Consider the following 25,092-nt stretch of genomic DNA (forward strand, 5'->3'; position numbering starts at 1 on the left):
CTAGATTTCAAGTTTTGTATACCTTATTCATATATATTTAATTGTTACAAAAAATTAAAATATAGTAAATGGCAATTTTAGCATTTCAAAGACCGGATAAAGTAATCATGCAAAAATCGACTGATTTTGATGGTACTTTCGAATTTCGTCCATTAGAGCCAGGTTTTGGTGTTACTATTGGTAATGCTTTACGCCGTATTTTATTGTCCTCATTGGAAGGATATGCAATTACGTCGGTAAGATTTTCAGGCGTGTCACATGAATTTTCTACTATTAAAGGAGTGGTGGAAGATGTAACAGAGATCATTTTGAACTTAAAACAAGTACGTTTTCAGAAAACAGGTGAGCAAGGTGATAGCGAGAAAATCTTTGTGGTTATCAATGGTCAAGACCAGTTTACCGCTGGTGATATTACTAAGTTCTCAAACAATTTTACAGTTTTGAATCCGGACTTGGTGATTTGTAATACAGAAAGCTCAAATACTATCGAAGTGGAGCTTACAATTGCTAAGGGACGTGGGTACGTTAATGCGGAAGAAAATAAGGCTATTGATGGACCGGTGGGGTTGATCGCTATTGACTCTATCTATACGCCGATCAAGAATGTAAAATATTCCATTGAAAATTATCGTGTAGAGCAGAAAACAGACTACGAGAAATTGTTGTTGGATATTTCTACGGATGGATCTATTCACCCGGAAGACGCCTTAAAGGAAGCCGCACGTATTTTGATACAGCACTTCATGTTGTTTTCGGATGAAAACATGTTGTTGGAGTCTCAGACGAAAGAGGAGACTAAAGTTGTCGATGAGGAAATCTTACATATGCGTAAGATTTTAAAGACAGAGTTAGTCGATTTAGATCTTTCCGTTCGTGCTTTAAATTGTCTGAAAGCTGCGGATATTCGTACGTTGGCTGAATTGGTTACATATGATGTAGCGGACATGTTGAAGTTTAGAAACTTTGGTAAGAAGTCTTTAAGCGAGATTCAGGAATTGGTTAAATCGAAAGGTTTGTCATTCGGCATGAATTTATCCAAGTTCAAATTGGACGAAGAATAAGTAAAATAAGTAATAATTTAATAACAAGCGACCTGTTGCGTAATTCCCCTTAATGGGAGTAAAGATTAATCCTTATTCCGAAATGGACGGTACGCACAAAAACAACTAAGAAAATGAGACACGGAAAAAAAGTAAATCACTTAGGCCGCACTGACAGTCACCGTAAGGCGATGTTAGCCAACATGGCGACTTCATTGATTAAACACAAACGTATTACAACTACATTAGCGAAGGCGAAAGCATTGCGTAAGTATGTTGAGCCTTTGATCACAAAATCTAAAAGTGATACCACGCACTCTCGTCGTACCGTATTTTCCTACTTAAAGGATAAAGAAGCGATAACTATTCTGTTCCGTGAAGTATCCGAAAAAGTAGCCACTCGTCCGGGTGGGTATACGCGTATCATCAAATTAGAGAATCGACTTGGTGACAACGCGGAGATGGCATTTATCGAATTGGTAGATTATAACGAAGTTTACGGTAAAACTGCTCAAACGGAGAAGAAAACTACTCGTCGCCGTGGTGGTAAGAAAAAGGCTACTGCAGAAGTCGAAGCTAAAACTGAAGAAGTGAAGGCTGAAGAAGAAGAGGTTGCAGCAGCTGTAGTCGAGGACGTTGTTGCGGTGGAAGAAGAGACGGTGAATGCTGAAGAAGCTACTATTGAGGAAGCGCCTGAAGCAAAGGATTCTTCAGCTACAGAGGAAGAAGAGAAGAAAGACTAAAAGTTAAGTCTTAGTCTTTATATAAGAGCTCAAGTGGATTTTCTACTTGAGCTTTTTTATTGCAATACCTCATGCAATAAATCAATATAAAATTGCACACCTTCCGCTATCTCCTGTATATGGATGTACTCGTCAGCCATGTGAGAACGTGCAGAGTCACCTGGTCCTACTTTTATCGAAGGAATGGGTAACAAGGCCTGATCACTCATGGTTGGGCTACCATACGTTGTCTTTCCCAGTTTGAGCCCGGCTTGGACAATAGGATGGTTGGGAGCGATCGACGAAGAGTTTAGCCGTGTAGATCGAGCTTTGACCTCGCTTTTGGTGTGCTTTTTAATGATATCCAGCACCTCTTCATTAGAATAGACATCTGTAGTTCTTACATCTACTACATAGTTACATGTTGCGGGTACAACATTATGTTGTGACCCTGATTCAATCATGGTTACCGTCATTTTGACGGGTCCTAAGTAAACAGACTGCTTGGGAAATTCAAAAGTACGGAACCAAGCTATATCTTCGATAGCTTCATAGATAGCATTTATTCCTTCCTCTCGAGCCGCGTGCCCTGACTGACCATGTGACACACAATCTAAGACCATCAACCCCTTTTCTGCGATTGCCAGATCCAATAAAGTAGGTTCTCCTACAATCGCGAAAGCACAGGGGGTAATATGTTTGTAAGCCTCCTCTATTCCCCCTTTGCCGGATATTTCTTCTTCAGCAGAAGCTACAAGGCAAAGGTTGTACATCAAGTCCGTTCGTTCGTAATAATATAAGAATGTAGCTATCAGAGATGCCAGACAACCTCCTGCGTCGTTACTTCCTAACCCGTAGAGCTTTCCATCCTCGACGGTTGCCTCGAATGGATTTTTGTGATATCCGGGATTGGGTTTTACCGTATCATGATGGGAGTTGAGTAGGATAGTAGGTTTTTCTTTATCGAAATATTTATTATATGCGATAATATTATTGCCCACCCGTTCGCTTTTTACGCCGGAGTTTGCTAAGAATTCACGGATAATTGATGCGGTGCCTTCCTCCTCTCTACTGAGAGAAGGTGTGCTTATCAACTGCTTCAACAGTACAATGCAGCTGTTTGTAAGATGCGTTATACGATTATTCATTGTATAGACCTCCGGCCTTTTGGGCGGATAGTTTAATACCTTTGATAAATGCGGAGCTCAAACCATTATGCTCCATCTCATTTAGCCCAGCAATTGTACATCCCTTAGGTGACGTTACCTTATCGATTTCACTTTCGGGGTGATTCTGAGTCTGGAGTAATAAATCAGCGGCACCTTTAGCCGTTTGTATCGCCATTTTCAACGCATCGTGTGCATGGAATCCTATTTCGACGCCCCCTTGCGATGCGGCGCGAATCGTACGTAAGAAGAAGGCTATACCACAAGCACAAAGTGCTGTCGCAGAAGTCATCAAATCTTCATTGATGACGACTACTGCACCCACCGTTTCAAATATCTTTTCAACGACGGCTACCTGTTCCGGTGTTGCGTTATCTGTCGCTATACAGGTCATAGACTGTCCGATAGCGATAGCGGTATTCGGCATTGCGCGTACTGTAATGGTGTTCTCTCCCAAAATATCTTTGATGTCCCGACAGGAGACTCCTGAGGCAACAGAGACTACAATTTGATGAGGAGCTATGGTGTCAGCGATTTCTTCCATAACCTTTCGGAGTTGTTGAGGTAATACCGCCAATACAACAATGTCAGCCTGCATAATCGCTTCGATGTTGTTCGCGCTGACACCAAAGCCCAAAGATCGCTCCTGTTCTAAAGAAGTCAATGAACGTCTTGTTAAGATGATATCGTTAGCTTGGTATTGTCCCGATTTTACGAGTCCTTTAGCCAGTGAAAGTCCAATATTCCCTGATCCGATAATTGTTAGTTTGCTCATCGCGTCTCTATTTTATATCATTAGTTCTTTACTAAGGAAGTTCCAAATTGTTGCTGCTGTAGCAAATGCAAATTTAAAGCATTTCCAATTAAAACGTCTTTTACACCTTTGTTGATAGCATCAAAGGCATTCTGAAGTTTCGGAATCATCCCCTCACTAATCACCCCCTGCTTTTGGAATGTTTCAAACTGAGTACTGTTAATGGTGGCAATGACGGAGTTTTCATCTTCGGCATTCAACAGGACGCCATTTTTTTCAAAGCAATAAATCAGTGAAGTTTCATACAGCTCCGATAATGCGACAGCCAAGGCTGAAGCAATAGTATCTGCATTTGTATTTAGGAGCTGACCGCTTCCATTATGGGTAATTGCTGAAAAAACTGGTGTAAATCCCGCATCCAAAAACTTTTTTATGGATAGACTGTTGACCGAATCGGCCAAAATATCGCCGACAAAACCGTAATCAATCTTACGTACGGGGCGTTTGATAGCTTTAATCGCATTCCCATCGGCACCACTGAGCCCTAGTGCATCACAACCATACTTTTGTAGCGCTGTTACAATTTTCTTATTCGTTAGGCCGGCATATACCATCGTGACGACATCTAACATGTTTTCATCTGTAATGCGTCGCCCGTCAACCATGTTGACGGTTATGCCTAGTTTGTCTGCTATTCGTGAAGCTATTTTGCCACCACCGTGAACCAATATCTTTTTCCCCGGAATAGCTGCAAATTTCTCTAAAAAATTCTCTAATTGAATATCGTCGTCTATTACGTTACCACCTATCTTGATAATATTCAATGTACTGTTTGACATGTTTTTTACTTACTTAAATGTTCCAATATTCTTTTTAGCACGATCTGTGCTGCCCATACACGATTGCTAGCTTCTTTGATGACAAGGGAGTTGGGACCGTCCAATATTTCTGAGGACAATTCCAGATCCCGCCTTACGGGTAAGCAGTGCATGACCTTCGCGTCATTCGTTAATTTCAATTTTTCATTATCCATCATCCAATTTTCGGATACGGGATAAACCTGGCCGTATTCCTTATAAGAGGACCAGTTCTTTACATATACAAAATCGGCTGACGTTAGTGCAGCGTTCCAATCGTGTGTGATGTGTGCTCCCGACGTAAACTCTTCAGCCAGTTCATACCCCGCTGGGTGAGCGATCGTAAAATCTATTAATCCTTCCTTTTGAGCCTGGCTCATCCATTCAGCAAACGAATTTGGAACTGCTTGTGGCAGTGCTTTCACATGTGGTGCCCAAGCTAACACAACTTTTGGTTTTGTTGTTTTTTTGTGTTCAGTAATTGTTATCAGATCTGTTAGACTTTGTAAAGGATGGCGTGTTGCACTTTCCAGAGATACTACCGGGACGCCACAATACTTGATGAACTTGTTGAATAGGTCTTCATTATAGTCTGCTTCCCTATCCGTCAGTGATGGAAAGGAACGCAAGCCTAAAATATCACAATATTCGCCCATAACGGCGGCGGCTTCCCGAATATGCTCCACGGTAGTGCCGTTCATTACAATTCCATCACGTGTCTCCAGGGCCCATCCATCTTTGTCCATATTCATCACCATGACGCTTAGGCCTAGGTTTGTTGCAGCTTTCTGCGTGCTTAAACGTGTACGTAGGCTGGGATTTAAAAAGACCAGACCCAATGTTTTGTGTTTTCCCAATGTTTCATGAGCAAAAGGGTTGGCCTTGAGCTCCAAGGCTTCTTTTACGATATTATCTAAGTTATCTACGTCTGCTACTGAAAAGAACTTATTCATGTTGTTATGAGTTATCAGTGGTCAATAATCAGTGACCAGTTTTTCTTATTTATATTTGGTGGGTACATATCTCCATGAGCAATACCCGCGACGCAATACGCATTACGCTTTTAACCGTTCGTCAAAAGCAGTTAGAAATCTATCTGCTATTTCTCTTGTCATATTTAAGGCCGGCAATAAGCGAATGACATTTGGCTTCGCTTCGCCGGTGAAGATTTTGTTCTTGGATAGAAGCTCCTTACGGATATGTCCGAGCTCATCCGGGAGCTCAATCCCGATCATTAAGCCACGACCCCGTACTTCTTTTACCTGCTCGAACTTTTGCAACTCCTTAATCAAATAATCTCCGACTTGTTTCGCATTGGCGAGTAAATTCTCTTTTTTAATAACGTCCAATACAGCAACAGCAGCAGCACATGCCAAATGATTGCCTCCAAAGGTCGTACCCAGTAAACCGTAAGAAGCTTGTATTTTAGGCGATATTGCAATTCCTCCTATGGGAAAACCATTGCCCATTCCTTTTGCCATAGAATAAATATCCGCCTCAATATCCGCGTAATCATGGGAATAAAAGGTGCCCGTACGGCCGTATCCACACTGGACTGAATCAGCAATAAAGACGGCTCCAGATTGACTGCATAACGAGCGTATCAACTGAAGAAAAGAAATGGAAGCTTCACGTATACCGCCTACGCCTTGAATACCCTCGATAATTACTGCAGCTATCTCTTCTCCATAGGAAGCGAAGGCTTGTGACAATGCTTGTTCGTCGTTGAAAGGTAAAAAAATGACGTTATCCGTTTGATTGACGGGAGCGATTATATTTGGGTTGTCCGTAGCTGCGACAGCCAAAGAGGTGCGTCCGTGAAAAGCTTTGGTAAAAGCAATAATCTTTTTACGGCCGGTATGAAATGAAGCCAATTTTAGCGCATTTTCGTTGGCCTCTGCTCCTGAATTACATAGAAACAATGCATAGTCAGGCTTGCCGGATAGTTCACCCAGTTGTTTTGCTAATTGTCGCTGGATAGGAATTTCTACCGAGTTGGAATAAAAACCGATTTTGCTGAGCTGATCCGTAATGGTAGCCACATAATGAGGATGGGTGTGCCCAATAGAAATCACGGCATGCCCACCGTATAGGTCCAGGTATTCATCACCCTTGTCATCCCATACGGTCGATCCCTGTGCCCGTACAATATTGACGGGATTGATCGGATAAACGTTAAAAAGTTCCATGATATAAAAATGCCTTATTTACAATAAATGACAGGCAAATATACTTGAATAAGCTAAGAAAACGTAAATTATAGGCAATCAAAGCAATAAAAATCCAACAATAGTTGGCGGTCGATACCTAACGGATGTGTTGCGAAGAAATTACTTGCTATCCTGATAAAAATTTTAAAGGTTAGGATAAAATAGTATTATCATCCGGGAGCTCAAGTGTCTACCTTTGTTTTAATCAGTTATGAACACGATGCAAAAGCTACTAACCGTAAAAATTTTCGTGATCTTATTTTTTTGCTATACCATAGTCAACGGACAGCAGAAAAGTATTCAAGGATCGATTAAGAACGAGTATTCCAAACCACTACAGGGGGCTACGATAACCGTATTGTCTTCGGGAGGTGAAGCTTTGGTGACAGAACAATCCCGAGCAGATGGAGGGTTTTCGATAAAGCTTCCCGAAGCTGCCCAATCGTTGAGTGTTTCCTTTTTAGGGTATGAGACACAACACGTTTTGTTGTCAGGGCGAACGGTTTATGACGTTACATTACTCGTACACAACCGACAATTGGAGGATATTATTGTAGTAGGTTACGGAACCACGCGACGTGCCGATTTGACGGGAGCAATAGATCGGATCGGTCATGAGGATCTAATACGGGAGAACTCAGCAAATATCCTACAGGCCATGCAAGGCAAGTTGGCGGGAGTGTCTGTCACACAAAACGATGGAGCACCCGGTGCAGGGATCAGCATCCGTATCCGGGGATCCAATTCATTTTTGGGTGGTACGGAACCTCTCTATGTTATTGATGACATTCCCTACAATGCCAATAATAGTAATGCTACACCTGTATCTCTGGGAGAAGATGAACATCAATCTGTCAGCGCACTGGCGTTTCTTGATCCTAACGATATCGAGTCGATCGACATTCTGAAAGATGCGTCAGCAACGGCTATCTACGGGTCTCGGGGAGCAAATGGTGTCGTATTGATCACAACTCGAAAGGGACAGCTCGGTCGAGACAATATTGAGGCATCAGCGAATTTTGGTGTATCCAATGTTACGAGGATATTAGATGTATTGACAGCTGCCGAATATGCCGACTATCAAAACATTTCCTTATTAAATGCAAATAAGTACGAAGGAACCACCTACGATGTTAGGTATCCGGACCTTAGTGTATATGAGAATGACAATAACAATTGGCAAAAGAAACTATTCCGGCAAGGGCGTTATCACAAGCACGCGCTTAGCATTTCAGGCGCTACCAATGCGGGTAATCATCGAATCAGTTTTAATTATTTGCAACAGGAGGGGGTTATCAGTAATTCAGATTATGAAAAATACGGGCTGAATTTAAATTTAAACAGAAATGTGAGGAAATACTTAAAAATAGGTACCAGTGCTTCGGTGTCAAGGAGTGTGAACAATGGCGTTAAAACCGGAACAGATAAGTCTGATGCCGCTAGTGCCGGTGTGATCCGCTCGGCTATTTCTTTTCCTCCAACGATTACGACCATTGAAGAGTTTACCAGCGTAGGCGATTCGTATTTTATCACGAATCCGGTTATCTATACCAATGATGTGTTGAATAAGATCGGTACATTAAGTATATTCAATTCCAATTATGTGGAAATCAATATTTTGGATGGATTGAAATTCCGTAATAACCTTGGATTTAACTATTATATGAGTAATCGGGATCAGTATTATCCACGTACGGTATATGAAGGCTTTGGTTCGAAAGGGTGGGGGCTAAAAGCTGATAACAGTTTCAATTCTATTATATCAGAAAGTATATTGACTTATGAGAGAAGAGTAGACCGTCATCTGTTTAACCTAACGGGAGCCGGGACGTATGAACGGACTGAATCGGAATGGAAGCGGGCGGAAGCAAAGACTTTTCCAAATGATCTGTTACAGAACGATAATATGCAGGCGGCGGAACAGCTTGTCCCTATACGAGGGGCTCGTACCACTTCGAACTTGGTGTCATTCATTGCCCGGTTGAACTATTCATTTATGGAAAGATATCTACTGACAGTTTCTTATCGACAGGATGGTTCCAGTAAGTTTGGTGCCGATAATAAATGGGCAGGTTTCCCCTCGGCGGCGATCTCCTGGAAGATCAATCAAGAAGATTTCCTGAAAGATATAGAGAAAATAGACAATATGGGGCTAAGGCTGAGCTACGGTAAAACTGGTAATCAGGGAATTGGGGCTTATTCGTCACTGTCTAAATTAGCGGTGTATAACTACCCGTTCGATGGCAGTCTTCAAAGTGGATTGGCTGATGATTTTTATGCTGGGCCTGCAAACCCCGGTCTCAAATGGGAAACAACAGACGCATATAATGTCGGGTTGGATGTCTCACTTTTCAAAAGTAGGTTAAATGTAACAACGGATTTCTATCTAAAACGCACGAATGATCTGTTGCAGTTTATCACGACCCCGGCTTCCACTGGCTTTACGCGTCAACTCGTCAACTCTGGTTCTATAGAAAACAGGGGTATGGAATTGCGTATTGATGGACAGGTAATCACGAATAGGAACTGGAAGTGGAATGCCGGCTTTAATTTTTCTCTTAACAGAAATAAAATTTTGTCACTGGGGAATGGACTTACTGAACAGTTTGCGGCCAATATTTCGACTAACGATGCGCCCTTTATACAAACGGTGGGTGCTCCGATAGGAGCCATATATGGGTATGTCGAAGATGGTTATTTCGACAATGAAGCCGAGGTCAGAAATTCAATGTTGTATTATAATCAAGACCAGTCTATCATTGACCGTATGGTAGGAGAAATAAAATATAAAAACCTGGATAACGACCCAAGTTCTCTGTCGACATCGGATCGTATGATTATTGGAGACGTCAACCCCAAATATAGCTTTGGGGTTACAAATCAAGTCCAATACAAGGATTTTGATCTGTCCATTTTCCTTCACGCTGTACAAGGCAATGATATTGTAAATATGAACACCCGCTTCATTGCTAATCTGGGGACCCATAAGAACATTACACAGGCTATGTTTGACGGGGCTTGGTCAGATGATCGGGACAATACACACGCTACCGGCCCAAAAATGAGCAGACAATTTTGGCGTACTCTTATGTTTTCGAGAAGATTTGTGGAAGATGGTAGTTTTGTGCGATTAAAGAATATCACACTGGGCTATACATTACCAAATCATGTTGTCAAAGGTATTTCAAACGCCAAAATTTCGATAGGTGTAAATAACCTATTTACTTGGACCAATTACTCTGGATATGACCCGGAGATCAACAGCTACGGTGACAATCCAGCCTTATTCGGTGTAGACTTGGGAGGCTACCCGAACGCGAGAACCTACAACTTAACACTTCAATGCAAATTTTAATTTTTAAGGCCATGAAAAGATTACTCTTCATAGTTGTATTTATTATGCTTTCGTCGACCTTACCCTTTTTGAACAGCTGTAAAAAGGTGTTGGAAGAAAAACCGCATTCTTTTCTTTCGCCTAATAACTTCTATAAGAATGAAGATGACGCCAAGACGGCTATCAATGGTGTATATAGCGAGTTATACAGTTGGGATATGTATTTACAACCATTATGGAATCTTACCGTGCTGGATGATGATCATGTGTCGGGTGCGGATTGGTATCTGGGTACATCCGGTGCAGGTAATCCACAAGGTTATTGGGGAGTAGATGGACCCTGGGTGGGATGTTATACTATAATATCAAGGGCAAGCACTGTGATCGAAAATGTCAATCTGATCCAAGAGAATATTGATACGGAGATCAAGAATAGAATTATAGGAGAAGCTTATTTTTTACGGGGATGGGCCTATTTTCAGCTGGTGCAGCTGTATGGAGAGGTGCCTTTGCGCTTACAGTCTTTGTCGGCTAATCCAGAAGCAAATGTTCCCAAATCAAAAGTGATGGAAGTCTATGAAGCTATTATTAATGACTTCAAACAAGCGGAAGAGTTGTTGTTGTCAAAATCACATGAGAAATCGGGAGAAAATGGACGTGCAAATCGGGAGATTGCCCAATCTTTTCTGGCAAAGACTTATTTGACCATTGCCTCGGGAAGCTTATCTCCTATAAACATTACTGTCCGAGGAGGTGCAACAAATAGTCAACAGACTTATGTGAAAAAAGTGGTGGCAGGATTGGAAGGGGTAGATAGCCAAACTTATTTTGAACTTGCACGCGATAAAGCTTTAGAGGTCATTGAAAGTGAAGAATATGAATATAAGTTGGTTCCGAATTTGAAAGATCTATGGAGCGCCGCTTATCGAAATAAAGATGAACACATGTGGATGCTGCAATCCTTGACGGGGACAACATTCGTTAATCAAATACACAGTTATTTTTCAGCTACGTCTTATTTCGGACGTGGGGCAGTATGGTTCACTAACAACCATTATATGGATTATGCGCCGAATGACAAACGCATATTAGATGCAGTTGCCCACAATTATGTAAGCAATACCGGAACACGTTATTTCTATCCATCTTGGGAAGCGGCTCAGTATAAAGTAGTGAATGGCCTGACATACAACAATAACGGAGGTACAGATGATCGTGCCTACGTCATTAAATATGCTGACGTTGCCGAACCTTTGGTATCTAATAGCGATGCTTACTTCCCTTTACTTCGCTATGCAGAAGTCCTGCTCATCTATGCCGAGGCGGCAAATGAAGCCAGTAGTACACCTCCTCCCAAAGCCTATGAGTACTTAAACGAAGTGTATAACCGTGCGACGGCGGAAGATGCTCCAGCAGGTATGAATAAAGAGCAATTTAGAAGTTTTGTTATAGCGGAAAGAGCTCGTGAGTTTGTATTAGAAGGTATAAGACATTATGATCTCATGCGATGGGGAATCTATTTGGACGTTATGAATAGTATCGGTATGGGACAAAACAATATATCCAAAGTAAGGACACGACGGAATCTTTTGCTTCCTATTCCTGTTGATGAAATGAACTCGAATAAAGCAATAAAAGAAAACAATTTTGGTTGGTAATAAATTTTTAGGTATGAAAAGAATACAACATATTATCATTATCCTATGGGCGGTCGGTACGGCCGCGCAGTTGCTTTCTTGTGATAAAAAGGAAGAAAGTCCAGTCGATGGGCAGCCCGAAATTTCACGCATCTCGAATCTTGGTGAGCGGGAAGATGCATTATCGTCTACGGTGTATGGCAGTTGGATAATTATTCACGGAGAATATCTAAAAACGACGAAAGCTATATCTTTCAATGGCGTGGCGGTGTCGCCGACGGACTTCTATGCAGAGGACCACAGTGTCACTGTACGGATTCCGAAGACGTTGCCTGATCCGGAAAACAATCCGATTACGCTGACTACAGCGTTTGGGGAGGCCGTATTTGCATTTCGGATTTTGCAGCCCGAGCCCGTTATCCAACAGATTACTCCATCGATCGGCGATCCGGGAGAGGTGATTACTATTATCGGATTGCACTTCAATGGTGTTAATAAGGTCATGTTTAACGATGAGGAAGCAGAAATCGTGTCTAATACACAAACGGAGATTAAAGTCAAAATTCCTCCATCTGCATTCGGTGTAGTGCACGTCACTACCCCCAGTGGTACGGCATCGGCACCTAATACCTTTGGATTCAAACATCTCGTATACACGGACGGACTTCGCGCCGGCTGGTCAAATAGCTCTTACACGGGTATTTTTACCGTGCAGAGCACCGATGTGGTTAAACGAGGTACACATGCTTATAGTGTAGTATATGGTGGGTGGGGAGCCGTTCGTTTGGCACATTCTGGAACTGAGCTGCTCTTTGGAGATTATACAGCTGTCAAATTCTCCATGTACGCAGAGCAAACGAATCTGGGTAAAAAGGTTCGTGTCTATCTGAATAACTCTTCGGCAACAGGATCATATACCATTACCATCGAGAAAGTCAATGAATGGGTGGAGTATCAGATACCATTGAGTGCTTTTGGTAATTTAACGACGATCACTTCCCTGCTTTTCCAGGAGTTCAACGGGCAAGATAAACGGGTATTGGAAGATGCGACTGTATATTTTGATGATATAGGGTTCTTATAGGGTAACCTTTAAATAAATATCCTTGTGCCTTGATAGTTTAATCGAAATTCGCTGGGTGTGCAGCCTTTCTTCTTCTTGAATACTTTGTTAAAATTAGAGATATTATTAAATCCGGTTTTATACGAAATTTCAGCTACGGTATGTGTCGTTTCAATGAGCATACGACAGGCATGGCCTAGTCGAATATTATTTAGGCTATCGATAAAGGTATTTCCGGTTCTTTTTTTTATAAATCGGGAAAAGGACACTTCAGTCATATTCACCAGTTTGGCCATCTCCTTGAGCTGGATAGGGGTTTGGTAGTTCTTATGCATAAAGTCAAAGGCTTTATCAATTCGCCGACTGTTGTAAGAGGTAGATGTAGCCTCGTGGTATGCCCGTGAGGAAAGCGTAACTGTATTGTTTGCTACAGAAAGTTCTCTTAAGATCAACATAAGAGAGATAACCGAATCGAAGCCTGTATTTTGGTTGATGCTAAGCAGTTTCGGAGCAATACTTTTGATAGTTTCTTCGGAAAAGCTCAATCCATTTACGCTTTGTTGTAATAATGTTTTGATCGCATGCAACTGGTTACGACTTAAAAACCTGTCATCAAACAGATCTTTATGCCACTGTACGGTTACTTCTCTTATCGCGTCGGACTCGCATTGGTGTGTAAACCAGGCGTGTGGAAGATTTGGACCCACTAGCACAAGTTCCATGTCACCTATATTGTCCATGTGATCGCCTATAACCCGTCTTGCTCCTTGAGCGTTTATAATGAGATTTAACTCATATTCTTCGTGATAGTGTAGGGGAAAGTTGAATTCTTTCTTTGTTCTTGAAAAAAAAGTAAAACAATCATTCTGAGTGAGGGGCGTTATTTCTTTCATCAGACTTTCGGCATCCATAAGCACAATAAGTTTAAGTTAAGATAATATTGGACAATCCTATATGTATAGGAAAAGGCTGTTTCAAAAGTTTATAATATAAAGACAAGATAATTATTTTTGATAAAAACAAAAGAGGAAAAGCATAAATAATCTTTGGTTTAGATAAAATAGTATTATTCCAGATCGGCCATTAATCAGTAATATTGAAAATTAAATGATCATTATGAACCCAATTTATAAACGACTATCTGGTTTATATATGTTTGTATTTTTTGGAATACCTGTTTTGATCTTCGGGTGCCATCAGGATAGGCCCCTCCCTATAGATGCAAAAGCGACACAAGAGACCCGAAGCCTGCATGCCTTTCTTCATCGATTGCAGGGCGAGAAGATATTGTTTGGACATCAGGATGATCTGGCATATGGGGTGCACTGGAGATATCAACCAGGCAAAAGTGATGTTAAAGATGTTGCAGGAGATTATCCGGCGGTTATGGGATGGGATATCGGGGGTATTGAATATAGACATGAAGTCAATTTGGACGCAGTACCTTTCGACTTGATGAGACGTTTTATTATTTCTTCGGCTCGGGAGGGAAGCATCAATACGATCAGTTGGCATTTAGGCAACCCTGCAACAGGCGGCAGTTCCTGGGATACTACCGTTGCGGTTACACATATTCTGCCCTCTGGATCGCTGCATGGACAGTTTGTGAATTGGTTGGATAACGTAGCTTCATTTTTAGATAGCCTGCGTTTTGAAGACGGCACACCTGTGCCTATTTTGTTCAGGCCCTTCCACGAACTTAACGGTAATTGGTTTTGGTGGTGTAAGCCTTTTTGTTCTAAAGAGGAATATATTGAGTTGTGGCGGTTTACCGTCAATTATCTCAAGGATATCAAAGGTCTGCACCATGTACTCTATGTGTATAATACGAATAATTTTCGCGATGACGCTGAGTTTATGGAACGTTACCCGGGAGATACATATATAGATGTGATGAGTTTTGATACCTATCAGTTTCTGGGAAGAGAAAATGTAAACAGTGGGTTGCTCGCGTCCTCTCAAAAATTTAAAACTCAATTACAGTCCAACTTAGATGTACTGCAATATAACGCAAATCGCCATGGAAAGTTAATGGCACTGGCTGAAACGGGCTTTGAAGCTATTCCAGATGCGACATGGTGGACGGATGTTCTGTATGATGCGGTGAAATCCTATAATTTATCTTATGTATTGGTTTGGCGAAATCAAGGATTGTTAAAGAACAAGATGCATTATTATGCGCCCTATCCGGGTCATATTTCGGCAATGGACTTCAAAAACATGTTCAAAGGAACAAAAATGGCGTTACAGGGGACATTACGACCGCTGAATATTTATAACTTATCAAACTAGCTGTCGATGAAAAGCATGAAAATCCAATTCGGAGAAAAAGTTGCTTATGGTTTTGGAGATTTTGCATCTTCTATGTTTTGGAAGCTTTTCTCGGCCTATCTGCTTTATTTCTATACAGATGTAGTCGGTATTGCAGCGGCGGCGGTGGGAACGATGTTTCTGGTGACCCGTATATGGGATACGGCCTTCGATCCCTTAGTGGGGGTCATTGCCGATCGGGTCCATACCCGGTGGGGAAAGTTCCGACCGTTTATATTGTGGTTTGCCATACCATTTGGTGCAATTGGTGTTTTGACTTTTTTCGCTCCCGAAATGGGATATCAGGAGAAAATCACATATGCCTATATCACGTATACGCTGATGATGATGATCTATTCTCTGATTAATGTGCCTTATGCGTCGCTTATGGGGGTGATGAGTACAGACTCCAAAGAACGTACGACTTTGTCCACCTACCGATTTGTTTTTGCATTTGCAGGAAGTATTCTTGTGTTGGGGACTGCCGAACCCTTAGTTGCATGGTTTGGAAGAGCGGCAGATGGTGCCGTTAGCGAGTCACGGGGGTGGTTTTACACGGTAGCCTGTTTTGCTCTGCTGGCTGTTTTGATGTTTTTTGTGACGTTTTTGAAGACCCGGGAAAGGATAAAACCTCCCCAGAAAAAGAACAATAAATTGAAGACGGATTTTATCGATCTTTTGCAGAATAAACAATGGTTTATTCTGTTAGGTGCGGGAGTAGCTACCTTGATCTTTAACTCTATCCGGGATGGATCAGCCATTTTTTATTTCAAGTATTTTGTAGTACATAGCGCTGATGTGAAGTTACCTCTACTGGAAGTTTCTCTACAATACAGTTCCCTTTATCTCGTGATTGGTCAGGCTGCCAATATCATAGGCGTGTTGCTGGCTAAGCCCCTTTCGGATAGAATTGGAAAGCGGAATACTTTTGCAATAGCTATGTTATTAGCTGCATTGTTTAGTATGATATTCTATATGCTGGGCAGAGAGCAGATTCTACTCATGTTTATTTTGCAATGTGTGATAAGCATCTGTGCCGGGTGTATTTTTCCACTGTTATGGGCAATGTATGCTGATATCGCCGATTATTCCGAATGGAAAACAGGCAGGCGAGCTACGGGTCTTATCTTCTCTTCATCTTCTATGTCTCAAAAACTGGGATGGAGTATAGGCGGAGCCCTTACAGGCTGGATACTGTCTGCCTACGGTTTTGAAGCCAATAGTATACAGCATGACTATGCGGAAAATGGTCTCAAAATGATGATGAGTATATTTCCGGCCATAGGAGCTTTTGTTTCTTTCGGAATTATACTCTTCTATCAATTGTCGGATCACAAAATGCATAACATAAATCAGGATCTACAGGGAAAAAGAGAGATCAAATAGATTTTCTACAGGATAATAAGTAAAATAGATATGAATAATTATTTCCAGAGCCGTATAGACGCATTGAGAAAAGGTCATGAGGGCCTTATCCGAGGACAACGAAACAAAAAACAAACCTTGGGCAACGGGATATACGACCGATATGAATATCCTATTCTGACAGCAGCACATGTGCCTCTTCATTGGCGTTATGACCTAAATCCAAAAAATAATCCCTATCTGATGGAACGTATAGGGGTCAATGCTGTGTTTAATGCCGGGGCTATAAAATGGAACGATTCGTTTGTTATCGTGGCACGTGTGGAAGGGGTGGATCGGAAGTCTTTTTTTGCTATTGCAGAAAGCTCCAGTGGTATCGATCAGTTTCGTTTCTGGGATAAACCTATCCAGTTGCCTCAGGGAGATGTACCCGATACCAATGTATATGATATGCGATTGGTTGTTCATGAAGATGGCTGGATATACGGTTTATTCTGTGCAGAACGCCGAGATCCTCATGCGTCTGCAGGAGATCAGTCTGCTGCAATAGCCCAATGTGGTATTGTGAGAACAAAAGACCTCGTGCATTGGGAAAGGCTCCCTGACCTTAAATCCGATTCGGCACAGCAAAGGAACGTAGTGCTTCATCCCGAGTTTGTGGATGGTATGTATGCGCTGTATACACGCCCCCAAGATTCTTTTATTGAAGCTGGAAAGGGAGGTGGGATTGCAGTCGCTTATACAAAAAGCATGGAAAGACCTGTCGTCCATCAAGAATTCGTCATTTCTCCTAAAGTGTATCATACCGTATACGAAGCAAAAAATGGACAGGGGCCGGCACCACTCAAAACAACAGTCGGATGGATACATCTGGCACATGGTGTCCGTCATACTGCAGCAGGCCTGCGGTATGTGTTATACATGTTCGTTACAGATCTCAGCGATATCACAAAAGTGATTTATAAGCCCGGCGGCTATTTTCTAGCACCTCAGGACGATGAGCGTATAGGCGACGTTTCCAATGTGGTGTTTTGTAATGGGTGGATATGTGACGGCGAAGATGTGTATATCTACTATGGATCTTCTGACACACGTATGCATGTCGCCACGACAACTTTGGGTAAATTGGTCGATTATGTGGTCAATACTCCTGAAGACAAACTCACATCGGCTTCTTCTGTGAACGCTATTTTGACACTTATCGAACAAAATGAAGCATATAAACAATAGGTTGCCCGCTTTTTATGAAGAAGTCAGCAGAGAGCTATGGGAAATCCTCGCTTTTTGGAGCAAAGAAACTTTAGATAGGCAACATGGAGGTTTTATCGGTCGGATAGACTATAATCAGGTAAAATACCCAACTGCTGATAGAGGTGCGGTACTTCAGGCTCGGATATTGTGGACATTTGCTACTGCATATCGTCTGTATGGACGTGAAGAAGATCGGCCTATAGCAATCAGGGCTTATGAATATCTCAAAAACCACTTTATCGATGCCGAATATGGAGGGATCTATTGGACAGTGGATTATTTGGGTCAGCCTGTAAATACTAAAAAACAGGTTTACGCTTTGGCGTTTGGTATATACGCACTTGCTGCGTACAGTAGCAGTCACCAAAGTAAAGAAGCGTTACAGTTGGCCGTGGACGTCTATCGACAGATTGAGCAACATGCCTTTGATCCGATCGATAATGGCTATTTTGAAGCTTTTGACAGACAATGGCAATTGCTGGAGGACTTTCGATTGAGTGATAAAGATGCCAATGAGGCTAAGACTATGAATACTCATCTTCATATACTTGAGGCGTATTCTGCTTTATATACAATTTGGCCGGACAAAGACCTCTTGAGACGTATCCAAAATCTATTAAGTCTTTTTGACGATAAGATTCTAAATAAAGAAAAAACTCACCTCAATCTGTTTTTTGATCAATATTGGCATGTCAGAGGGAACATTATTTCATACGGACACGATATTGAAGCATCGTGGTTATTATTGGAAGCTGCCAGAAATACCGGAAATACATACGAGATAGCAAAGTTCAAGCGCATTGCGTTAAGCCTCGCTCATGCATCTCTGCAAGGAGTGGATTCTGCTGGAGCGTTATTATACGAGCACGATTGCGAAACAGATAATATTGTTGCAGAGCGTCATTGGTGGGTTCAGGCGGAGTGTCTGGTTGGTTTTTTCCAGGCTTATCAACTCAGTAAACAGCAGCGTTTTTTAGATGTTGTATTCAGGAACTGGAGTTTTGTCCAACAGTATATTAAAGATCGGCAACACGGCGAATGGCATTGGGGAATTTCTGAAAAAGGGTCTGTGATGCGAGAGGATAAAATCGGACCGTGGAAATGTCCGTACCACAACGCCCGTGCATGTATGGAACTTATACAGCGGATTAACCTTTGCTATAATCTTCCTTCTTCGGAAACATCAAAGAAGCTATCACACTAATGGCTAAAATACTGAGAATGATAATCAGTGAATGGGAAGTGGTGAACCCCCATTCCTTGAGCCAGCTGTGAAGGAGCATTTTTGCACCGATAAACACGAGTAGAAATGCTAATCCGACTTTGAGATAATGGAATTTATGGATAATATTTACCAATAGGAAAAACATAGAGCGCAAGCCTAAAATTGCAAAAATATTCGAGAAAAATACGATATACGGGTCTTGTGTTACGGAGAATATTGCCGGTATAGAATCCACCGCAAAGATTAAGTCCGTAAACTCAATAACGAGTAAGACAAGAAAAAGAGGTGTCATATACTTCACGCCATTTTCGACATGAAAAAATTTTCCTCCATCTAATTTTGGTGTTACTTTAAAATATCGTGAAGCGAATTTTACCACTTTATGATTCTGTGGGTCGACCTCTTCTTCTTGATTCCGATTGATATACATCGTAATTCCAGTGTACACTAAGAATGCTCCGAAAACGTATAAGATCCAACCAAACTTGGCAATCAGCGCAGCACCTAAGAAGATAAAAATACACCGTAGGATTATAGCGCCCAATATTCCCCAAACAAGCACTTTGTGGTAATATTTTTCCGGGATACCAAAGGAGGAAAAGAGTAAGACCATAACAAAAATATTATCTACCGATAAAGCATACTCAACAACGTAACCCGTAAGGTATTCTAGCGTTAGGTTTTTACTATATATATGTAAACTGCTTTCTAAATCAAGCGTGTTAATCTTAATATTGTGGTGGTGCTTGGCGATAATCTCTTGCAGGCTTGCCATATCATGTATGTTATGAAGCTCATAGCCCCAATAATACAATACCAAACCAAAAGCAAGTGCAAACGCGACCCAGATAGCAGACATGATAGCGGCAGCCTTCAGAGATATAGGTTTGTCACTTTTGCTAAATAGCCCCAAATCTATGGCAAGCATGAGGATGATAAAAACAATAAATCCCCCAAAAAACATTATTTCGTGACTCATATTTTATTTCTTTCTTTCAGTAGTAAATTTGACAAGTTGCTGTAAACCTAATTTATATGTACTATCGGCGAATTCATCAAGAATTGAAAACGCCTCTTGTTGATAGTCGTGCATACGTTCTGTTGCATAATCCAATCCGCCGCTACTTTTTACAAAATCAATAACTTCCTGTACTTTCTTCGGATCCTCATTATGATTTTTGACGATATTGATGTAGTGTCTTTTTTCTTGGCTTGAGCATTGCCGAAGTGCATATATAAGCGGTAAGGTCATCTTTTTTTCTTTGATATCGTTGCCGAGAGGCTTGCCGACATCATCCGTTCCAAAGTCAAACAGATCGTCTTTAATTTGGAAAGCAACACCTACCTTTTCACCAAAAAGACGCATTTTTTCAATCACGTTTGGATCCGCTTTTACAGAAGTAGCTCCCGAAGCACAACATGAGGAAATCAAAGTTGCCGTTTTCTTGCGGATAATCTCAAAATACACATCTTCTTTAATATCCAGCTTCCGAGCCTTCTCAATCTGTAAGAGTTCGCCTTCACTCATTTGTTCTACCGCTTCGGATACGACTTTCAATAGGGCTAATTCGTTACCGTCCACACATATGGAGAGACCTTTGGCAAGCAGGTAGTCTCCGACCAATACAGCCACCTTGTTTTTCCATAATGCATTGATAGAGAAGAAGCCACGACGCTCGTTTGCATCGTCGACCACGTCGTCGTGAACTAAAGAAGCTGTGTGAAGCAGTTCTACCAACGCAGCTCCCCGATATGTAGATTCGTTGATGCTACCACATAGTCCGGCAGAAAAAAAGACAAACATGGGACGCATCTGTTTGCCTTTTTGTTTATATAGATATTGTGTGATAATGTCCAATAAAGGCACCGAGCTTTGCATAGACTGCTTAAACTTCGTTTGAAAACTTGAAAGTTCGTGTGCTATGGGCTTTTGTATCTCTTTTAAAGTAAGCATGAATGATGTTAATCGCCGATTTTGCGCCGTATTAATATTTGGCTAAATATAACAAAAATAGCTTACATAGCTTCGACCGTTTTTTCTAAATCCCCATACCATTCTGACCCATATACGCGGATCAAAGGATCCCGTAAAAACTTATAAACAGGTACCTGAAGTTCCTTTCCAAATAAGCAAGCGTCATGGCATATATGCCACCTGTCATAATGCAGTACATCGAATGCAGGATAATGTGTGGTACGGATAGGATAGAGGTGACAGGAAATAGGTTTTTTCCAATCGATTTCACCGAGTTCATAGGCTTTTTCAATGGCACATTTTGTGATTCCATTTTCCCAGGTTACATACGCACATTCTTTGTTCCCCTCAACACATGGCGTTGTCAGGTCGCCATCCTGATCGATGACGTGCGTGCCATATTCTTCGATCGTATCAATACCCTTTTGTGTCATATAGGGTTTTACTTTGGGATATATATCCTTTAGTATTTCCGTCTCTCTGATATCCAAAGGAGCCCCTGCATCCCCTTCTATACAGCATGCTCCCTTACATTTGGATAAGTTACAGACAAAATCATTACTGATGATATCCTCGTGCACCAAAACATTACCTACCTCAATCATTATTGCTATTTGGAATAACTAACTTTTTTACCGAGCTCATATTTTAACCCCTCAGCTTTTGCAAGCTCTAATGTCACCGAGCCGATTAATATTTCGACGTGAGCCCGGACAGGTATGCGATTCCCATCGTTCGTCACCCAAAGGTATAAACGGCTGTCTTTTCTAAAGATACGTCCGGGTTTGATTTCAGGACTAAGTTTGATACATTCTATCGTGCCCAGGCTCGTTTTAATCTTTTCCACGCCTATGTATTCGATACCTAGCTGCGCAATTTCATCATTTAGAAAGTACGTTAATTTAAAGCCATCTCCCGGCTTTAAGGACGAAAAATCTAAATTGCGGGCGAAATAATATGCGGAAAGCAGATCAAAAGTCTGAGTCACAGGGCTGCTGAATGTGCCTGCCTGCCCTTTTACACTTTTATTTTTGCTATCAAAAGTGGCGTATTCCCTGCGCGTATAACTTCCTTCCCGAATATCTTCGATATACAAATAGGGTAGATATGTACTGGCAGAGATGTATGAATCATATTTATTTTTTACCGTATAAAACACGGAGAAAAAACTGGAAGTCTGACCATAGGCACTCAGGTGATACGTTGGCTGGCTAAATTGGAGCTTGGATTTATTAACAGAAAGTACGCCGTTGGCCGCAGACATGCTCCCATACTTGAGCCGATAGGTTAGCTTTTCTCCTTCCTTAAAAGTCGGTTCTTTAAGATAAGGTAAATTTTGCGTATGGCCATAACCTCCCCAGCTAAATAATACCGTAAGTAATACAATGTAAAATGTTTTCATATCAATAGGACAGATACCGCGCTTAATAGTTTAACTTTTTCTCTTATATACAGGGACCGTAGAGCAAGGCTCTCCATACATGATGCTCTTTACTATTGGGGTCAGTTTGCTGGTAAATAATACAAAGGCGCTTTCGGGAACGTGAATGTCACCACATCCTTTTACCACGACCCGCTGATCGGCGTATTGTTCATAGTCCATTTCGTCAATTGTTTTCAGAAACAGATCGCGGTAAACCTCCTCTTTCGTTCCAAAACTAATTTTGTAGGCATAGGGGGCTAACCTATTGGCTAAAATCATATAAGCCCAGGTGGGTACGATGGCATCTGTGGAACACATAATGGCTACTACTTTTTCCTGATATTGACTCCAATCATGGTTTTTGACAAACTCGCGAAAGTCCTTCTCCTTCAATATCAAACCATGAAAGAGATTATCTTTGATATCATACGCTATAATATCCTGCGTAGGGGCAAAATTTGCCAGGTCTATTGTTAACAGTCCACTTTGAGCTACTTTATTGACTATATTATCTTGAATATCCATATTGCTAAACAAAAAAGCTGGGCTTGCATACAAACCCAGCCCTAAAAATAGCTATAAAATCTTAATAAAATCTAATGCGATTGTCATCAATATCCGCGTTGTTCTGCAGAGCTTGGAAGATAGCACCCCAAGCACGTTGTTCTTTCGAAGTCAACATTTGTTTCTGTTGAGCTTGACGTTCTGAACCAACTAATTCTTTCGGATTAACGAAGTTATCGACCTGCACGGCATATACCCCTTGTGCCCCCTCAATAGCTTTTGAAGGCTGCTTCGGCTGTAATCCAAAAACGGTACCGACAACAGTACTTTCCAGAGCCAAACCTGGTATTACCGGGTTGGCCAATACCACATTCTCTACTGCGATGGCTGATTTGCCGATTTTTTGAGCAGCTTGATCGATCGAAGAAGCACCGTTCAATGCATTGTTCATTTTCTCTTTCAACATACGAGCTTTAACCAGGTTTCGTACACCCTGCTCGATATCATTTTTCACGTGCTCTAAAGGCTGTATACCCTTCGGGCTGATGTTGGCCACTTTTGCAACGATGAAATTGTGGTCCGTCTCATAAATTTTATCGGAGATCTGATTCTGATCAGCTTCAAATATCCAACGGAATAATTCGCGTGGTGCATCTTCACCATTTAATGTGTTATCCATAGCTTGGACGCGCTCCGCTTTATTTAAACGAACAGATTTTTGACTAGCAAATTCTCCAAAATTTGCTGCAGTTACTTCCGAGAAGAATTCATTTGCTTTAGCAAAAGCCGCATCTGTTGTTTCTTTACCCGCATTGATTACCTTATCGACAATTGCTGCTTTTACAATTTTAGAATTTCCTACTTGCTTTTCTATTCGAATAATATGAATACCGAATTGAGAATTAACAACAACCACGTCACCTGGTTTTCCGCCGAAGGCCGCCTCCTCAAACGGTCCGACCATTTGACCTCGTGGGAAAGTGCCCAGATCTCCTCCGTTAGCTTTACTACCCGGATCTTGACTAAACTCGACTGCTAGGGCAGCAAAGTTATCTCCCTTTTGAATCAATCCTTTGATCGAGTCTGCTTTAGCTTTAGCTTTTTCTAATCCACCTTCAGCAGCTATATTCAACAGAATGTGACTTGCCTTTACGGAATCCGGGCTGAACTTCGTTGCTATTACTTTCGCAATTTCGTAAGCTCCATCGGAATAGAAAGGACCAACAGTAGTGCCAGCAGGAACATTGAAAATGACAGAGTCTAATGCAGGACTTACTTGACCTTTTCTGACATAGGTAACTGGATGTTTTGTGTCTGAATTAATAGTTGCAAAAAGCGAGTCGTTGGTTGAAGCTGCTAATTCGGTTTTTAGATTCTGTATAGCAGCGAGTGTGGCTGCGGTATCTCGCGCCGAAGGGCTTGCGTCAAATAAGACATATTCAACGGCACGCGTTTCTTCCGTATTTTTAAAGGAGCTTTTATGCTTATTGTAATATTCTTTATAATCTGAATCCGTCAATTTAATTTCCGAATCTTTCACGGACGAATAGTCGAGCAGGAGATACTTGAAATTTGCAAGTTTATTTTTAGCTGTATACTCGTCTTCTACCTCCAATGCAGTCACGTAAACTGCGTTTTTCAATAAGTTTGAATATTTTTCGGTTAGTCTTTGCGAGCGGATACTCTCCAGTAGCGTTTCCCATTGACCAGCAACTTCACTTCCTCCGTTTTTAGCTTCGTTGATAATTTGATTCAAAAAGTTGCGGTCAAATTGACCTGTCTGTGGGTTTGTGAAATTTTGAAGAATTTGCGGCGAGGGGTTAGGGCCAGTTATTAAGTCATTGAACTCTTGCTTACCTACCGTTAATCCGATCTTATCAATTTCCTCATCGATCAGCGTCTTTGAGATAAATTGATTCCAAACTTGCTGAATAGCAAAGTTTTTAAGTTGCGGCGTTTCGCCACCGCCCATTTGCTGTTGGTACATCATGGACATTTGTTCGACCTGTTGGTTGAACAAATTGTAATCTATACCCTCTCCGTTCACGTTACCTACCTGATTTTGTTTTTTTGCCCAAAAAGGTGTACCGGACTGAATAATATCACCCAATAAAAAAGCAACAATTGCTAAACCGATGACGAAAATCACTAATCCCGCGCGGTTACGCAAACTACCCATTATACCCATATTCTCGAATTGTGTTTATTTATTTTTTAGTTATTTAGATTGTCTCGTTTTTAAACAAGGCGCAAGAT

The 25,092-nt window shown here is 41.4% G+C and carries 21 protein-coding genes; 9 read left to right on the forward strand and 12 right to left on the reverse strand.

Annotation, left to right across the window (positions count from 1 at the left end; genetic code table 11):
* The first annotated feature begins 68 nt into the window (after positions 1-68).
* Both G5B30_RS11605 and rplQ read left to right on the forward strand, forming a co-directional pair.
* On the forward strand, positions 69-1,061 hold the full coding sequence (locus tag G5B30_RS11605) for a DNA-directed RNA polymerase subunit alpha (RefSeq protein WP_165320155.1): 993 nt from the start codon (positions 69-71) through the stop codon (positions 1,059-1,061).
* Positions 1,062-1,174: 113 nt separating this feature from the next.
* Positions 1,175-1,783 (forward strand): 50S ribosomal protein L17, encoded by a 609-nt coding sequence (gene rplQ / locus G5B30_RS11610; protein WP_165320156.1) that lies wholly within the window; start codon positions 1,175-1,177, stop codon positions 1,781-1,783.
* Positions 1,784-1,839: 56 nt separating this feature from the next.
* Here the strand turns inward: rplQ and G5B30_RS11615 are convergent, their stop codons facing one another.
* From G5B30_RS11615 to G5B30_RS11635, 5 genes are all read right to left on the reverse strand, one after another.
* Positions 1,840-2,910, reverse strand: coding sequence for a M20 family metallo-hydrolase (locus G5B30_RS11615; RefSeq protein ID WP_165320157.1), 1,071 nt, complete (start codon positions 2,908-2,910; stop codon positions 1,840-1,842).
* A complete protein-coding gene (proC, locus tag G5B30_RS11620) occupies positions 2,903-3,703 on the reverse strand; it encodes a pyrroline-5-carboxylate reductase (RefSeq protein ID WP_165320158.1) in 801 nt (266 codons plus the stop codon). Before proC ends, G5B30_RS11615 begins: the two co-directional genes overlap by 8 nt.
* A 20-nt stretch (positions 3,704-3,723) precedes the next feature.
* A complete protein-coding gene (gene argB / locus G5B30_RS11625) occupies positions 3,724-4,521 on the reverse strand; it encodes an acetylglutamate kinase (protein WP_165320159.1) in 798 nt (265 codons plus the stop codon).
* Positions 4,522-4,526: 5 nt separating this feature from the next.
* Positions 4,527-5,492: an acetylornithine carbamoyltransferase gene (locus tag G5B30_RS11630; RefSeq protein ID WP_165320160.1), complete on the reverse strand. Its 966-nt coding sequence runs from the start codon at positions 5,490-5,492 to the stop codon at positions 4,527-4,529.
* 102 nt (positions 5,493-5,594) lie between these two features.
* On the reverse strand, positions 5,595-6,728 hold the full coding sequence (locus tag G5B30_RS11635; protein ID WP_165320161.1) for an aspartate aminotransferase family protein: 1,134 nt from the start codon (positions 6,726-6,728) through the stop codon (positions 5,595-5,597).
* Positions 6,729-6,969: 241 nt separating this feature from the next.
* Between G5B30_RS11635 and G5B30_RS11640 the strand changes: the two genes are divergently transcribed.
* From G5B30_RS11640 to G5B30_RS11650, 3 genes are read left to right on the forward strand one after another with little or no spacing between them, the layout of a single operon-like run.
* The gene (locus G5B30_RS11640) at positions 6,970-10,104 is read left to right on the forward strand and encodes a SusC/RagA family TonB-linked outer membrane protein (protein WP_165320162.1); all 3,135 of its coding nucleotides are present in this window, start codon (positions 6,970-6,972) and stop codon (positions 10,102-10,104) included.
* A gap of 11 nt (positions 10,105-10,115) precedes the next feature.
* Complete coding sequence (locus G5B30_RS11645; RefSeq protein ID WP_165320163.1) at positions 10,116-11,741, forward strand: RagB/SusD family nutrient uptake outer membrane protein; 1,626 nt, start codon at positions 10,116-10,118, stop codon at positions 11,739-11,741.
* 13 nt (positions 11,742-11,754) lie between these two features.
* A complete protein-coding gene (locus G5B30_RS11650; protein WP_165320164.1) occupies positions 11,755-12,804 on the forward strand; it encodes an IPT/TIG domain-containing protein in 1,050 nt (349 codons plus the stop codon).
* An 8-nt stretch (positions 12,805-12,812) separates the two neighbouring features.
* On the opposite strand, the gene G5B30_RS11655 is transcribed toward G5B30_RS11650, so the two are convergent.
* Positions 12,813-13,694, reverse strand: coding sequence for a helix-turn-helix domain-containing protein (locus tag G5B30_RS11655; RefSeq protein WP_165320165.1), 882 nt, complete (start codon positions 13,692-13,694; stop codon positions 12,813-12,815).
* Between the two features lie 205 nt (positions 13,695-13,899).
* Between G5B30_RS11655 and G5B30_RS11660 the strand changes: the two genes are divergently transcribed.
* Genes G5B30_RS11660 through G5B30_RS11675 form a run of 4 tightly spaced genes read left to right on the forward strand, consistent with a single transcriptional unit; the run spans position 13,900 to position 18,913 of the window.
* The gene (locus G5B30_RS11660; RefSeq protein ID WP_206367094.1) at positions 13,900-15,075 is read left to right on the forward strand and encodes a glycoside hydrolase family 26 protein; all 1,176 of its coding nucleotides are present in this window, start codon (positions 13,900-13,902) and stop codon (positions 15,073-15,075) included.
* A gap of 6 nt (positions 15,076-15,081) precedes the next feature.
* On the forward strand, positions 15,082-16,479 hold the full coding sequence (locus G5B30_RS11665) for an MFS transporter (RefSeq protein WP_165320166.1): 1,398 nt from the start codon (positions 15,082-15,084) through the stop codon (positions 16,477-16,479).
* 30 nt (positions 16,480-16,509) lie between these two features.
* Positions 16,510-17,688: a glycosidase gene (locus G5B30_RS11670; RefSeq protein WP_206367095.1), complete on the forward strand. Its 1,179-nt coding sequence runs from the start codon at positions 16,510-16,512 to the stop codon at positions 17,686-17,688.
* A complete protein-coding gene (locus G5B30_RS11675; RefSeq protein WP_165320167.1) occupies positions 17,669-18,913 on the forward strand; it encodes an AGE family epimerase/isomerase in 1,245 nt (414 codons plus the stop codon). The genes G5B30_RS11670 and G5B30_RS11675 overlap by 20 nt, the downstream gene beginning before the upstream one ends.
* Here G5B30_RS11675 and G5B30_RS11680 read toward each other — a convergent pair.
* From G5B30_RS11680 to G5B30_RS11705, 6 genes are all read right to left on the reverse strand, one after another.
* Entirely contained in the window at positions 18,858-19,913 is a 1,056-nt protein-coding gene (locus G5B30_RS11680; RefSeq protein ID WP_165320168.1) for a TerC family protein, read from the reverse strand. The two genes, G5B30_RS11675 and G5B30_RS11680, sit on opposite strands and share 56 nt — an antisense overlap.
* A gap of 3 nt (positions 19,914-19,916) precedes the next feature.
* A complete protein-coding gene (locus G5B30_RS11685; RefSeq protein WP_165320169.1) occupies positions 19,917-20,888 on the reverse strand; it encodes a polyprenyl synthetase family protein in 972 nt (323 codons plus the stop codon).
* Between the two features lie 62 nt (positions 20,889-20,950).
* A complete protein-coding gene (locus G5B30_RS11690) occupies positions 20,951-21,514 on the reverse strand; it encodes a DUF3109 family protein (RefSeq protein WP_165320170.1) in 564 nt (187 codons plus the stop codon).
* 5 nt (positions 21,515-21,519) lie between these two features.
* Positions 21,520-22,311 carry a DUF3108 domain-containing protein gene (locus tag G5B30_RS11695; RefSeq protein WP_165320171.1) on the reverse strand — a complete coding sequence of 264 codons (792 nt, stop codon included), beginning with the start codon at positions 22,309-22,311 and terminating at the stop codon, positions 21,520-21,522.
* A gap of 30 nt (positions 22,312-22,341) precedes the next feature.
* Entirely contained in the window at positions 22,342-22,857 is a 516-nt protein-coding gene (locus tag G5B30_RS11700; RefSeq protein WP_165320172.1) for a DUF2480 family protein, read from the reverse strand.
* Positions 22,858-22,918: 61 nt separating this feature from the next.
* The gene (locus G5B30_RS11705) at positions 22,919-25,024 is read right to left on the reverse strand and encodes a peptidylprolyl isomerase (RefSeq protein ID WP_165320173.1); all 2,106 of its coding nucleotides are present in this window, start codon (positions 25,022-25,024) and stop codon (positions 22,919-22,921) included.
* Positions 25,025-25,092 lie beyond the last annotated feature (68 nt).

Source organism: Sphingobacterium sp. SGG-5, assembly GCF_011043525.1.
Classification (GTDB): domain Bacteria; phylum Bacteroidota; class Bacteroidia; order Sphingobacteriales; family Sphingobacteriaceae; genus Sphingobacterium.